12 protein-coding genes are annotated in these 13,633 nt (G+C 47.6%); 6 read left to right on the forward strand and 6 right to left on the reverse strand.

Going from position 1 to position 13,633, the window contains the following annotated elements; translation table 11 throughout:
* Both AZ66_RS33595 and AZ66_RS33600 read right to left on the reverse strand, forming a co-directional pair.
* Nucleotides 1-908: penicillin-binding transpeptidase domain-containing protein (locus tag AZ66_RS33595; RefSeq protein WP_331436921.1), on the reverse strand; the 908-nt coding region annotated here is incomplete at its 3' end.
* A 47-nt stretch (nt 909-955) separates the two neighbouring features.
* Nucleotides 956-2,035: a hypothetical protein gene (locus tag AZ66_RS33600; RefSeq protein ID WP_331436922.1), complete on the reverse strand. Its 1,080-nt coding sequence runs from the start codon at nt 2,033-2,035 to the stop codon at nt 956-958.
* Between the two features lie 350 nt (nt 2,036-2,385).
* Here AZ66_RS33600 and AZ66_RS20220 point away from each other — a divergent pair, with 350 nt between their 5' ends.
* Nucleotides 2,386-3,150: a TrmB family transcriptional regulator gene (locus tag AZ66_RS20220; RefSeq protein ID WP_044356494.1), complete on the forward strand. Its 765-nt coding sequence runs from the start codon at nt 2,386-2,388 to the stop codon at nt 3,148-3,150.
* 107 nt (nt 3,151-3,257) lie between these two features.
* On the opposite strand, the gene AZ66_RS33860 is transcribed toward AZ66_RS20220, so the two are convergent.
* The 4 genes from AZ66_RS33860 to AZ66_RS20235 all read right to left on the reverse strand — a co-directional run bounded on the left by AZ66_RS33860 (nt 3,258) and on the right by AZ66_RS20235 (nt 10,433).
* The gene (locus AZ66_RS33860; RefSeq protein ID WP_052648701.1) at nt 3,258-7,337 is read right to left on the reverse strand and encodes a S8 family serine peptidase; all 4,080 of its coding nucleotides are present in this window, start codon (nt 7,335-7,337) and stop codon (nt 3,258-3,260) included.
* On the reverse strand, nt 7,253-8,365 hold the full coding sequence (locus AZ66_RS33865) for a S8 family serine peptidase (protein ID WP_197081743.1): 1,113 nt from the start codon (nt 8,363-8,365) through the stop codon (nt 7,253-7,255). Before AZ66_RS33865 ends, AZ66_RS33860 begins: the two co-directional genes overlap by 85 nt.
* Nucleotides 8,366-8,602: 237 nt before the next feature.
* Nucleotides 8,603-9,790 (reverse strand): MFS transporter, encoded by a 1,188-nt coding sequence (locus tag AZ66_RS20230; RefSeq protein WP_036619631.1) that lies wholly within the window; start codon nt 9,788-9,790, stop codon nt 8,603-8,605.
* Between the two features lie 178 nt (nt 9,791-9,968).
* Nucleotides 9,969-10,433, reverse strand: coding sequence for an ArpU family phage packaging/lysis transcriptional regulator (locus AZ66_RS20235; protein ID WP_021259509.1), 465 nt, complete (start codon nt 10,431-10,433; stop codon nt 9,969-9,971).
* A gap of 356 nt (nt 10,434-10,789) precedes the next feature.
* Between AZ66_RS20235 and AZ66_RS20240 the strand changes: the two genes are divergently transcribed.
* From AZ66_RS20240 to AZ66_RS20260, 5 genes are all read left to right on the forward strand, one after another.
* A complete protein-coding gene (locus AZ66_RS20240; protein WP_044356495.1) occupies nt 10,790-11,251 on the forward strand; it encodes a phage neck terminator protein in 462 nt (153 codons plus the stop codon).
* Nucleotides 11,252-11,257: 6 nt separating this feature from the next.
* Nucleotides 11,258-12,256: a DUF3383 family protein gene (locus tag AZ66_RS20245; RefSeq protein WP_021259507.1), complete on the forward strand. Its 999-nt coding sequence runs from the start codon at nt 11,258-11,260 to the stop codon at nt 12,254-12,256.
* 229 nt (nt 12,257-12,485) lie between these two features.
* Complete coding sequence (locus AZ66_RS20250; RefSeq protein WP_044356496.1) at nt 12,486-12,890, forward strand: phage structural protein; 405 nt, start codon at nt 12,486-12,488, stop codon at nt 12,888-12,890.
* Nucleotides 12,891-12,943: 53 nt separating this feature from the next.
* A complete protein-coding gene (locus AZ66_RS20255) occupies nt 12,944-13,228 on the forward strand; it encodes a hypothetical protein (protein WP_005542653.1) in 285 nt (94 codons plus the stop codon).
* 164 nt (nt 13,229-13,392) lie between these two features.
* Entirely contained in the window at nt 13,393-13,605 is a 213-nt protein-coding gene (locus AZ66_RS20260) for a hypothetical protein (protein WP_044356497.1), read from the forward strand.
* The last annotated feature ends 28 nt before the right edge of the window (nt 13,606-13,633 follow it).

The following is a 13,633-nucleotide window of genomic DNA, read 5'->3' on the forward strand; positions in this document are numbered from 1 at the left end:
TTAATCTTATCTTGCTGATCTGTAGAAGTGTTGCGCGGCGTGCCCGTAAGCCCAACAACCTCGTCGTACGCATCGAATATCGCTCGCGCGATTGGCGCTGCGCTATAAGCCCCGTAATTGCCTTCCGGAACGACTACCGCGACTGCCAAGGTCGGATTTTGCGCGGGAGCGTATGCAATGAACACTCCATTTTCTACTCTGATACCTTTTGCGACTTCCTGTTCGGATGTTCCCGTTTTCCGATAATAGTCATAATTGAACCCTTCAAATCCCTGTACCTTCACTCGGCTCATGCCAAGCTCAATCAAGTCCCAATAGGCTTTATCGAACTTTGCTTCGTTCAGCATCTCCGGCTTAAACTCTTTTACTACCTTTCCGTCCGGATCCGTAATTTTGCTGACGAACTGCGGCTTCATTCGCTTGCCGTGCGAAGCCAGCGTAGCCGCATACTGGGCGAGCTGAAGCGTTGTATACTTGCCCTGCTGGCCGAACGAGGCGTATGCAAGAGCGGATTGCGCGCTGGCGCGCACGGCTTCGCTCATGTAGTCCTTTAGGCCGGCTATCTCTCCAGGCAGTCCGCTGCCGGTCTTTACACCAAGTCCGAACATTTCCATATATTTGTCCCATGTCTTCAGTCCGTTCACATCCGTTCGGGAATATAAACGTTTGCCGATCAAATCGATCATAAAGGCATTGGAGGAGAATTCCAGCGCTTTTGCGGCATCGATGCGACCATGCGACTTGTTGTTCGCATTCCGGATTTTCCTTTTTTCGAGTCCGATTTCGGCATAGCCGATGTCAGGATAATCATCGTACACGCTGAACAGCTTTTCCTTCAAACCGATAAGGACGGACAACGGCTTGATTGTAGAGCCAAGATACACGATGGAGTTCGGGTGCTTGTTCATCTCTTTTTCCTCGTATGGGCCGTAGGCTGCCTTTATCGTGCCGTTGTTCATAAAGGATTTATTTTTTCGTAATCCTCAACGCTGATGGAGCCGTTCTTCCATACGTTGCTGTCATAGTCCGGCATACTGGCCATGGCGACGACATTGCCCGTCTTCACTTCCATGGCGACGGCATAGCCCGTACGTGCGTTAGGCGCTTGCTCTACGGGATTGGAGGAATTTCGTATTTTCTGCAGCGTCTGCATAATCGCAGTTTCTGTTTTTACCTGAATGCTTTTATGAATGGTCAGGTGAAGATTGTTACCCCGCTCAGGCTTGGTCAATTCCATGGGGCCCATAATTCGCCCCGCTACGTTAACCGGGAATTTCTTGAGTCCGTTTTTGCCGCGGAGCTCTTCCTGGTACATGAACTCAAGCCCGTCAACGCCGACATCCTCATAATCGAGGTATCTGAGCTCCTCGTGCCGGGAATTTCTATTTTCGTATATCTCCTTATAATAATCGTAGGACTCTCTGACCCCTCTGAACTTTTTCAGATAGCCGATTGTTTGTACCGCGACTGTATCCTGATCATAGTTTCTGACGCTGTCTTCTATAATCTCAAGATCCTTATATTCGGACTTATGCTCCAAAAAGTAAGCAACTTCCTTCGAGGATAAATCCGTTTTGATCAAGCGGGGGACATGTACGGGATTAACATTGGCATTCAAATCCATACGCTTCACTATGTCCTCGACTGATTGTCCCTCTCCCGTCTTGGTATTGCTTTTAAATCTCTCGGCGAGCTTTTCAGCGAGCTTCTTGGCTTCTTCCATGTTTTCTTTCTTCTTGTAGTTTTTGTTCACGTTAAAGTAAAGTGATTGTGTCGATGTGGAATAAGCGATCTTGTGATTGCTAGCATCATAGATGATTCCGCGAATCGGTGCGATAGCTGTAGTCCGGTAGCCCAATGAAGTTTCTTTTTGCTTGAGGGCAGGGCCATCTACGAATTGCAGCAACGCCAAGCGTATAATAAGTATGGCGAATAAGGCGAATATAATAAAGAAAAGTCCAGTCAAACGGACAGAAAATTTGCGTTCATTGTCTGATTTGTGTTTGTTTGCGTGAGTTTCCTTAGATAGATTCAAAGCACTATTTCCTTTCTGCATCTGCGTATCATATTCCGTTTACCAGGTTCGTCATTCCTTTGGTACAAGTACACCTCGATTTTATTAAAATTGATCATATATTCATATAGTGGCAGGCTCTTTTTATCATCCAATTCCAGACTCCATATGAGAAAAGGCAGACTTGTACACCTGTTAGATGCAGCAACGGTTGCGATGGTTTATTGAAATATTTTACAAATAATACAGGTGTGCTGCGGCTTCGCTTCGTGCTCGACTTTTCATTTTGAATCGGCTGGAGTAAGATAATCCTAACATCATCATGATGCGGACAAGTTCCGATACGGCTGCACGAAAGAGAAGGAGGAGCTATGCTTCAGAAATTCGGTTTTTCACAATATGAGAGCAAAGTATACGAGACGTTGGTGGCAGGAGACGGCCCTATGGATGCAACGAGTGTGGTCAAGCACTCGGGTGTGCCGAAAGCGAAAATATATGAGGTGCTATCGCGTCTTATCGATAAGGGATTAATATCGGACTCCATATCTGAAAAGAAAAAGACATATTTAGCGCTGCCACTTCAGATCGTCATCGACAAGTTGTCCAAGGAGTTCGAACAGAGCATTGAACAGTTGAAGCAGATGAATGAGCGCAAAATTGCTGCAGACAACCAAGTGTGGAGCTTGAAATCGGAAGCTTCGATCATGGCGTACTGCCAGCGTATTCTCGAAGAGGCGCAGGAAACGATTATCGTCTCGATGTGGAGTGATGAGTTCCAGAAATATGTGCCGCTGCTGGAGAAGAAGGAGCGGGAAGGAGTACGAGTGGAGGCATTTGTAACGGGGACAGATGTGGCGCAAGCACAGGTATCGAACCTGAATACGTTATCGCCGACGGAAGAGCATCATACGCTGGAGAGATTCATGCTGGTTGCAGCCGATTCATCGCAAATTATGTTCGCGGGGATGGAGCAAGGCGAATGGCAGGCAATGCGAACCGGGGCGCAGCCGTTCGTAAAATTCTTTATTGAGTTCTTTTACCATGATGTTGCCTTAGCGAAAATTTCACAAAAGTATAATGCAGAGCTCATGGCAGACGAGGAAATGAAGTCACTGCTGATGCGGCTTCGTTATTAAAGAAGATTAAACTGTTGCATGAAGAGCCTCAAGTGAAAGGAAGTAAAAAGCAGACCTCCGAAGAGGTCTGCTTTTAGTCATCCTATGGAATTGACTACTTATTGAGATTAAATTGTGCCTAAGAGTTTCATCATTCGATAGAGAATAGAAGCCACCTGCGCGCGAGTGGAGCTTTGATCGGGAGCAAACGTGTTGTTAGACATTCCATTAATCAATCCTTTATCTACCGCATACGCTACTGCGGCTTGGGCACTCGCCGAAATCTGATCTTTATCCTTGAAGTTTAATTGTACTTTCTCGCCTTGCAGATCGACTTTCATGGCATTGACCATCAATACAACCATTTCTTCGCGATCCAAGATATCATTTGCCCCTGCCATCGCGACGTAATGACTCCATTCTTTCTTTTGTCCAAGAATACGATCCAAGAGCGCCACGAATTCTGCGCGCGTTATCGTATCGTTCGGAACGAATTTAGATTCGTTTTTCCCGTTGGTTACGTGTTGAGCCGCGATAACTTCGATTTCATGTTTTGCCCAATGGGTTTGAATATCGTCGAACGAAATGTGAACCTCCATCAGTTCGAAGGAGCCGAGCGTAGATGTTGTAAGTTGAATATTCCCCGGCTGATGCGCGGCATTGTAACCCACATATACCCATTTACCGTTTTCATCTTGCTGGTAAACGCCAACTTTTTGCAAATCAATTACTTTGTTGGACGGTTTGAGGCCGATTTCAATCGGATGACTCAATTTCCCTTTTTCGTTTCCGATCGTCACGATCTGCGATACGACGGTTGTTTGATTTGCCGAATGGATGTTAACTTCACCATTGTCAGAATCTTTTGCCGATAAGCTTGCTTTAAATCCATTTGTACCAATAAAATCAGCCAATGCATCCGCAGGAATTCGGATGGTAAATCCATTACCAGCAAGGATTAATCCTTTGCCGGATGCCAGTAGTTTGTCAGCCGTTGCTTTATTGAAGATTACATTCGCACTGCTGTAGTCGTTGAAGCTAATATCGGTAAGATCCAGCGTGGCGTCGTTCGCTTTCGAATCTTTCAACTGGGCGATCAAGGCCTCACTCGATACGCTTATCGTTGCGATAGTCGCACCCTTAACGTTTTTCGTCGTAGTGAGCGTGCCTGCTTTTACTTTCTTGCCTATTGGTGCTGGAGTCGATGATGAGCTTGATGAAGACGAGCCTGCATTGGACGGTGTTCCTGGATTCGTTGTGCCAGAATCCTTGGTTACGGTGACTGACACCTCATAAGATTTGCCTTCGTAAGATACAGTGATCGTCGTTTTCCCTGCTCCAACGGCTGTCACCTTGCCGGTATTGCTTACTGTAACCATGTTCGTACCAGGTACGCTATACTTTGCATCCTTTGTAACGTCTTTCTTGCTTCCATCGCTATACGCCGCGGTGACCGTAAGCTGAGCATCCTTCCCAACTTTAAGATCTACACTGTTCGGCGTTACCGAAATCGACGTTACTTTGACTGGGGTTGTCGTTTCTTCTGTGACGGTAACAGGTACCGCGTAGGTTTTACCTTCGTAAGATACGGTTACTGTCGTGTCACCTTTTCCTAAGGCTGTCACCTTGCCGGTATCGCTTACCGCAGCAATACTTGGGTTAGCTGTGCTATAATCTGCGTCGCTTGTAACGTCTTTCTTGCTTCCGTCGCTATACACCGCGGTGACCGCAAGTTGAGCATCCTTCCCAACTTTTAGAGCAGCGCTGTCCGGCGATACCGAAATCGACGTTAATACAGGATCGACTGGGGTCGTAGTGACAGTGACGGGTACTGAAGCCGATTGCCCTTCATAAGATACCGTTATCGTCGTGCTGCCTTCTCCTAGCGCCGTTACTTTACCATAGACAACGTCTATGACACTCAGATCGTAATCGGTATAGGTGGCCCCATACGTAACGTCACTAACGCTTGCCGGGAATGGCTTGCCGTCCGCGTCAACATATTGAGCCGTTACTGTAAGATCCGCAGTGGAACCGACATCTAAGGTTAAAGCCTCTGGCTGTACTTTAATTCCACTTAACACAGGATCTGCGCTAGTAATCGTAACGACTTTCTCCGCATGATTACCTGCTGCGTCGTCTACGATCAATTTCAGCTTATTCGCTCCGGCCGTTAAACCGCTTAATGCGATTCCGAAGTTGCCATTTTGATCGAGAGTTACTGGTTGCGAGGAAATTAAGTTGTCGTTGCTGTCCGATAGTTCGTATTTCACATGCAAGTTGTCGTTAATGTTGTAATCCAAGTCCAATTCTTCCTCAACGACTGGGCCGAATTTCACGTACGAATCGTCGATCGAACCGGAGAACTGCAAATTCGAACCCGTGACATTCAGGCTGTCAGGCGAAATGAATTTAGGCGTGCTCGTCTTGATATACACCGGAAGTAATCCCCTTGCTACGACTGCCGTTCCGGCGGAGTTTAATGTTGTAAGCTGCATGGCATAGACGCTTTCTGAAGCTAGCGCGCTCAGGGTCGATCCCGGCTGTCCCCACGGATGATATTTACCGGTAAAGTTTAACGTTTTTGCTCCCGTTGTCATACTGCCGGTGTTCAAAATCCATCCGATTGAACCGTCTCCGTAAGGTCCGCCAGTTAGATCGTTTAGATCATAAAGTTCAATGTACGTAGCTGCTTGCCTATCGTGGAATTCATATCTCACAGTCGTGCTGTCCAGCTTGCCATCCCCGTTCGGAGAGATATGGTTGCTGTCGATTGTAAAGGTCTTCAATCCCGTCGGTGGGGCGAAATTCGCCGCGAAGGGAAGAATTAGATTTGTCGTACCATTTGTAATCTTCACGTAACCCATCATTTCGTTACCGTTTGTTCCAGTCCCTTTCGGAACATTTAGCGTCACGGTCAAATTTTGTTCATCGGTTAACGTAAAGCTGGACTTGTCGACTGTCACGTTCGAACTTGCTAGCGTGCCCGTTGCCGCTTTTGTCGTTTGGACGGATACCGTATAGTCGCTTGGGCTTCCCGTTACATTTTTAACAAGAATAGACCGTGTTATCGTTGTTGGATTGTTTGTATTTGGAGATACATTGCCGAAGGTGATTGTGCCCTTGGTGTAGTCATAAGTCTTATTGGAGAAAGTGGTTTGATCCAATTCATACGCAAGCGCTTCAGTCGTCGCTGCTTTAAGCGGCTGAATACGTCCCGGACCTTGAGAGAAGACGTCGTATTTCGTTACGTCCAATTGCTTAGCTGTATTCGAAATCGCGACTTTGATATCGAACGGAGTCCAATCCGGATGCTGCGATTTAAGCAAAGCCGCAACCGCCGCTACGTGCGGGGCCGCCATACTGGTGCCTGTAAAACGGTCGTAGGACTCGGAATAGTCAGGGTAGTCAGGCAGAGGCTGTCCTTGATTATCGAGATAATCTTTGCCATAGGCAGGAACCGATGACATGATGTTAGTTCCTGGAGCCACCACGTCCGGTTTAATATCAAAGACCGGATTGGCAGGTCCGCGCGAACTGGAACTATTGATATCGTCACTTAAAGTCGTACCGGTGGTGAATTCTCCGAAGGTGACGGTACCTGAGTCGCCCGCAAGAGCCGTTCGCAGTGCGCTGCCGTCCGTGTAGGACATATCAAACGTTGGGATGGACGCGAAGGAATCTCCCACAAAGGCGCCTGACGGTCCTGGAGTATTCGTTCCGCCCGCAGAGTTGTGAACAATAACCGCTACGGCACCTGCATTTTTCGCTGCCGCTATTTTATCCACGAAGGCAATATCTCCGCGGGCAACGAGAGCGACTTTACCTGCCACATTCAGACCCGCGTAATCCGTCACTTTACCAAGGCCAGGGATTGCGGCGACATCATACGTTCCGGTCAAAATGGTTTTCGGGTCTGTGCCGAATTTCCATGCCATCAAATTCATGATATATGGTGTGATCGTTCCCGCTTTGTCTAGAGTTACAGTTGCCTTTCCGGCCATCGTCTTTTCCGGAACAGTAGAGTTGCCCACCGATATCGCAAAGGCTGCCGTGCCCGGACTGCCGATCGTCCCTCTATTTGGACCTGAGTTGCCCGTAGAAAGGACTGCTGTCGTACCTGCTAGAACTGCATTGTTGATGGCGATCGCGTCAGAAGATACTTGGCTATTGGTAGATCCGCCCAAAGATAGATTGATAATGTCCATTTTTCTTCGACGGCCTTATCGATACCTGCAATAACCCCTGAATTCGCGCCGCTTCCGTATGCACCCAGTACCCGATAAGCATACAGTTCAACTGAAGGGGCAAGTCCCTTTATACCAAAAGGATTTGTGCCTTGAGCTGCAATCGTCCCGGCAACATGGGTGCCATGTGAGGTATTAAAAGGATTTCCAGTAGTAGGGTGAACCCACGGTCTGTTATCAGGGTGATCCAACAGCGTAGTTTCATACGGATCGTCTCCTCTAGTGCGAGCGTATCCCGTATCGGAACCGTCTACTACTTGCGTAATAAAGTTATGTCCGCCTTTATAAACGTCTTTTAAATCTGGATGAGTATAATCAATTCCGGTGTCGATAACGCCTACTTTAACTCCTTGGCCTGTATAGCCTAAGTCCCATACAGATGGAACTTCAAGGAATGGATTACTCGTGTTCATGTTCGGATGGACTTCACTATCCGGCAGCTTTGAGGACTCTACCCCCAGAGCGTGAACTTCCACGTCAGGCTCTACCAATTGTACACCGTTCATTTTAAGCAACTGATCCACCTGACTTGCTTTTACTTTAAGGGAGACCCCATTAAATGCATAATTGTATGTAAAGCCCACGTTAGCTTTGATACTTTTGCTGCTTAATTGGCTGACAAAGCTTTGTTGCTGTCTAGCGATTTTTTGTTTCGTGCTCTGTTCTGAGGCTGCAGTAAATGATTTGCCCTCGAGCATACTCATACCCTTCGCTAGAGCTACCGGGGCTTCGGAAAATTGGACGATAACTGAAATTTCCTTGTCATCAGTAAGGTTTTGCAAATCGGGATGCAGTACAGGCTCTTGACCTTCTGTAAATTTATTCTGATCAACAATCTGCTGCATTTTTGCACGTACTTCAGGACTCAGTGCCTGGCCCGTTAATTCTGCGTGTGAATCAAATGCGTATGCGGAAATCGGAAACAGTAGGGAAAATAGCGTCAATACGACTACTAACAAACGACTTACAAATAAACGTAAATTTTTCAATCGGCTGTACACTCCTTTTCTCAAAATGATAGATAACATTTTTCGGGTTATTTACACCTCCTTACATATTCTGAAAATGATGGCGGTACAACTTGAATATATGATACATATTGTATCGTGTCAACGCTTTCATATTACGAAATGTAACTAAAATAAAATTTCCAAAAATGAAAGATAAAAAACGACACCCTATACCAATTTTCGGAGTAGAGTGTCGTTTTTTGGGCTTATTTATTGTTACTCCGCTGCTGCAACAGACGTCTTCGTCGTTGCTTGGGAAGAACGAGTCAGGGAGAACATGGCACTTCCCAGCGCTAGTAGGACGAACAGGCAGCCGACCCATGCATTATTGGCTACAGAACTCTGTTCAATGACAAGTCCGCCAACAACAGAACCGCTCGCAATACCGAGATGAAGCACCGATGAATTCAGGCTGAGCTGGATGTCAGCTGTATCGGGAGCAGTCTGCATGAGATAGCTTTGCTGCGCCGGGGACAATGCCCAGCTAAGCGCACTCCAGATCACCATCGCAATCAAGAAGACGTAGAACGATACTTGTGCCGTCAGCGGGAGAACGAACATGATCACCGCAAAGCTTGATACTATCAACAAAATAGAGCGTTTTGTACCCCATTTATCCGCCATCAAGCCGCCAAGCCCTCCGCCAGATACGGCTGCCAAGCCGAACAAGAAGTACACGATGCTCGTCATGCCTGGACTAAGCTGGAATGTCTCCTGTAAATAAGGAGTCAAGTATGCATAGAGAGTCAAATGGCCCGTAAGCATCAAGTACGAAATGAGATGCCCGCTAACGAGCTTCGCATTCTTCAATGAAGCGAACTGTGCGCGCAAGGTCGTAACCTCGGAAGGGGGAACCTTCGATAAGAAGGCATAAATCCCTAGGATTGCAATTGCAGTCAGTCCCACAACTAGCAGGAACGGCGCTCGCCATCCGTATGCATTTCCGATAACCATACCAATAGGAACTCCTAGGACGAGTGATCCGCTGATGCCCATGTAGATGACGCCAATGGCACGTCCTTTATATTCCGGTTGGACGAGCTTCGAGGCAATCGTGATGGACAACACGATAAGCAGCGAGCCGCTGGATGCAGACAAGGCTCTGGCTGCGAGCAATGTTGCATAATTCGAGCTGAACGCCACGATAAGATTCGAGAACATGAAGATGAACAAAAAGACAATATACAGTTTTTTGCGTTCAAATTTGGCTGTGAGATTCATTAATATTGGTGCCGATATAGCGAAGGCAATCGAGAAGATCGTAATCAGCTGCCCGGCTGCACTGACGGAAATGTTCAAATCCGCGGCTATCTGATCGAGGATTCCCCCGATAATAAGCTCTACCGTGCCGACGACGAATGCGGCTACTGCCAAAATATATACACGAAAGTTCAAGAGAGACATTCCTTTCTGATTGAATAAAAAGTTACTACTATTATAGTAACCCAAATGCGAATGTGCAACAGAAAAGTATTCCTGCTTGTCAGATGTCGTATACAAACACTCTATCAAGATACGAACAAGCCGACCTAAGATGATGGCATCCTGGTCGGCTTGTTTACGTTCAGTATATCTCTATGCATTATGATGTCTTGGTCGAACGAAAGGCGTACTGGAAGGCATTCAGCAGCTTGGCGAATGCGCGCTTGCGGATATGTCCGTAGGTTACGGCGCTGATCGGGGGATCGAATCGGAAATTGTACACCTTCGTGTCCGTCATACGAGCTTCCTTCATATATCGCTCGCGGATGAGCAGCTGCTCGTCCGGCTCCAATTCGTGCACGATGGACTCAATCAGCTCGCAAAACGCCAGACATTCGCTTGCTTTATCTGTATTATAGACCGCTACTGCGGCAGTCGGATCGCCGACCCGGTTCGTCGCTCCGTTTTCTCTCGCTTCATAATTCGTTGTAATCCGCGCCTCGCGAACGGCGAACTTCATAACCTTGCACATTCTGTATTTGGCAAATACCTCATCAATTCGTGCTTTTGCTTGCTTCGCATCCATTGCTTCATGCTCTGGCATGTCCATGAACCCCATTACCATTAGGCAAGGCCTCCTTTGTTTCCATTCATACTCGAGGTTGTGTACTTCCTATATTATCTATTGGGTCCAGCATCGAAATGGAACACCGTGGGCAGGTATTCCCATTATACCACAAAAACAAGAACATTTGTTCCTATAAATAATTAAAAACAAATCAAAAAGAAACTATAAAAGCAGTTTAAAGCAAACATATGTTCGCCGTTTTATACTGTTAACGTGGACATCGTGAGCAGAAAGGAAGCTGCCTTCGTTGATATCAAGCGAGCAGCATGACGCTCTGTTGGGATGGTCGACTAGCACATGAGTAGGATGCAAGATTAGCAATTTTCCCAGTAGATGAAGGGAGGTGATGTGGATTGATTGTATATCGCGACATCGTAGAACGATGGCTCGTGCCCATGGGGAAGGCATTGAACATGCCGGTTGTTCCCTTGGACGGCTTGAAGGCGGATCAAATCGAGCCATTTATCGCGTACGACGTGGTTGAGCCCTACATTGATTGCTCGCCGCATCATGCAGAGTCACAGGGGATGATCGAGAAGATTGTCGAAATGGAATGGCTGCTTCTCATTTGCTCCAAGGAACGCATGGATATGGTGGAGCGCTGCCGAGATTTGCTCGGCTGGCAGTGGACGGAAGGATTGGAGTGCTTGACGACGATCTCTGCCGTGCAGGTGAATATGGGGCCAGCGCAGTGGAAGACGGAGCCGACTGCTGGACTAGGTCTCCGCATTAGGCTTCGCATGAAGGATCGCTTCGAGCGAACCTTTACGTTCATCGAAAAAGTGGAATTACAACGAAACGAAAAGAAGGAGTGATTGTTCATGTCTATTCAAGATGTGCAAGTAACGATTGATTTACAAAAGCCTACAGGTCGGTTGTCCTTCGGAATGCCGCTTATTATCGGAAAAAAAGCCGGAGGCTCTGACTATAAAGAATACGGGGATCTCAAGGCGGTCAAGGATGATTTCGCGGATACGACGGCGGAATACAAAATGGCAGAGGTGCTCTTTGGACAAGGTGACCGCTCACCGGCTCGCATTGCGATTACTGCTTGTGATGAGAAGGAGGAACCGGCAGCTCGCCTTCGTTCTGTAGTCGATAACGGCTGGTACTATCTGCTCTCCTCTGACAATAGCGATGCTGTAGTTGAGGCGTTGGCTGCGGAGATTGAGAAGGAAGATTACCGACTGTTCTTTACACGCGCTGCTGATAAGACGAAGCTTCAAGCGTTGAAGTCCAAGGCTTACACGCGTACGGTCGTGTTCTATCACACGGATGCCGCGGTATATCCAGAAGCTGCGCTCGTAGGTTCGGTTGGTTCCGCTGAAGTGGGCTCTGTGACGTGGAAGTTCAAGAAGTGCACAGGCATCGACGCGATGAAGGTAACAGCTGGCGAATTGATGGAGATCCACGATAGCGGCGCAATTACGTACGTAAACAAGCAGGGCGAGGCTCGTACTTCGGAAGGCAAGACGCTGTCCGGTGAATATATCGATGTCATTATGGCGCGTGATTATGTGCGTGCCCGCATGGAAATGCAAATTCAGAATTTGCTCAATCAATCGAGCAAAATTCCGTACACCGATGCAGGGATTGTCCAAATCGAGAGTGCGGTGATCAACGTGCTGCTGGAATCTTCCCGTATGGGCATCATCGCGACAGCAGACAGCGGCGAGCCGCTGTTCGGTACGTCCTTCCTGTCTCGCAATGAAGTAAATCCAAGCGATCGCGCGAACCGCGAATATCGCGGTGGCTCGTTCTGGTTCGAGATCGCGGGCGCGGTACATCAGGTGAAGGTGAACGGTGTTATCCGCTTCTAGTGAATCACTATCCATCACGAGGCATGACAAGAAGTAACTCGACATCGAATCTTGCATTCACTCTCGAAAAGCATATGCTTTCGAAGCATGTTTCCTTCGGAAACATTTCAAGTGCTCATGTAGTCGCCTACACTCCGCGCTTCTTTCTTCGAGTTCTTGCAACCTTCTCGGTGCTAAAAAGTGATTTGTTTATCACACAACATTTTCAATTAAAGGATGGTGCTTATCTATGAGTATCGGTATTTATGATGCAAAGCAAGTATCTGTAATCATTAACAACGAGCATATTACGGGGTTTGGCGAGAATACATTCGTTACCTGTGAAAAGGACGAGGAGCAGACGGTGACGCATGTCGGCGCGCGCGGCGAGGTAGCAATTGCCTATAAGAACAATCCGCTCGGCACGATTAAGCTGACGGTGATGTCAACGTCGCCGCAATTGCCCCTCTTGTATCGATTGGGGAACGAGAAGAAATTATTTGAAATCACCGTAAAATCCAATAACAAGCCGGGAGAAACAATTAGCGGTAATCAGGCTGTCATCAAAAAGCTGCCGGCTGCTTCGTACGGCTCAGAGCTTGAGGATCGTGAATTTGAAATCCAAGTTCTCGACTATATGCATCGAACAGAATAGTGAATATAAGAACTAATTTTAATTAATAAAGGATTCGGAAAGGGTGGCTACTTGTGAGCAAGCAAAAGACAGTAACGATTGAAACTGAGGAATATGTGCTGCAGCATCCGGGTGCGCGGGCGCTCATGCGATTATATGATGCAGCATTGAAGGCAGACGGGGGATGGAAGCTGGAAGCGTCGATGGACTTTTTCCTCCAACATGTCATCGTGTCTCCACGCCTAAGCTGGGAGGGTCTTGAAGAGAAGACCGATCTGATGACGCCGCTCTGGCTGGAGTGTGCGCGCTTCTTGGGCATGGTCGATACACCCTTGGAATCCGAATCATCCGACGTATAAGCAATCCATCTCCCGCAATCCGCTCCGGCAATTGTTCTGGCGTGTCGTCCTGAACAGCCGGGGCGGCATTACGTATGCAGAAGCGAGCGGTATGAGCATTGAGGAATTGTGTGAAGCCGCCGCCGCTGTGGAATGGATGTACGGGAAAGGAGGGGGTTAACCCAATGGATGATCGGATCTCCAAGAATATTCACCGAGAACTGCGCACAATGAACGGGAAGCTCGATGAGATGGGCGTCGTCTCTCGCATATTGACGGACAGCATTAAGGAACAGACTGCGGAGATGAAGCGGAATGCAAGACAGAAGACGCCGAAGATAGGGGGGCTCGCTTTAGCTTCGGCTGCTTCGATCTGCTTCCGCATCTGCTTCGTCTGAAAAGCAATTTGCTTTCCAAAAATGTAAC

The sequence above is a fragment of the Paenibacillus sp. E194 genome, from assembly GCF_000935845.1.
GTDB lineage: Bacteria > Bacillota > Bacilli > Paenibacillales > Paenibacillaceae > Paenibacillus_B > Paenibacillus_B alvei_B.

Bases quoted from the DNA above. Each gene is read 5' to 3' on its own strand.
- AZ66_RS20230 (WP_036619631.1), bottom strand. From the start codon at position 9,790: ATGTCTCTCTTGAACTTTCGTGTATATATTTTGGCAGTAGCCGCATTC.
- AZ66_RS20245 (WP_021259507.1), top strand. From the start codon at position 11,258: ATGTCTATTCAAGATGTGCAAGTAACGATTGATTTACAAAAGCCTACA.
- AZ66_RS20220 (WP_044356494.1), top strand. From the start codon at position 2,386: ATGCTTCAGAAATTCGGTTTTTCACAATATGAGAGCAAAGTATACGAG.
- AZ66_RS20260 (WP_044356497.1), top strand. From the start codon at position 13,393: ATGGATGATCGGATCTCCAAGAATATTCACCGAGAACTGCGCACAATG.
- AZ66_RS20250 (WP_044356496.1), top strand. From the start codon at position 12,486: ATGAGTATCGGTATTTATGATGCAAAGCAAGTATCTGTAATCATTAAC.
- AZ66_RS20235 (WP_021259509.1), bottom strand. From the start codon at position 10,433: ATGGTAATGGGGTTCATGGACATGCCAGAGCATGAAGCAATGGATGCG.
- AZ66_RS33860 (WP_052648701.1), bottom strand. From the start codon at position 7,337: ATGGACATTATCAATCTATCTTTGGGCGGATCTACCAATAGCCAAGTA.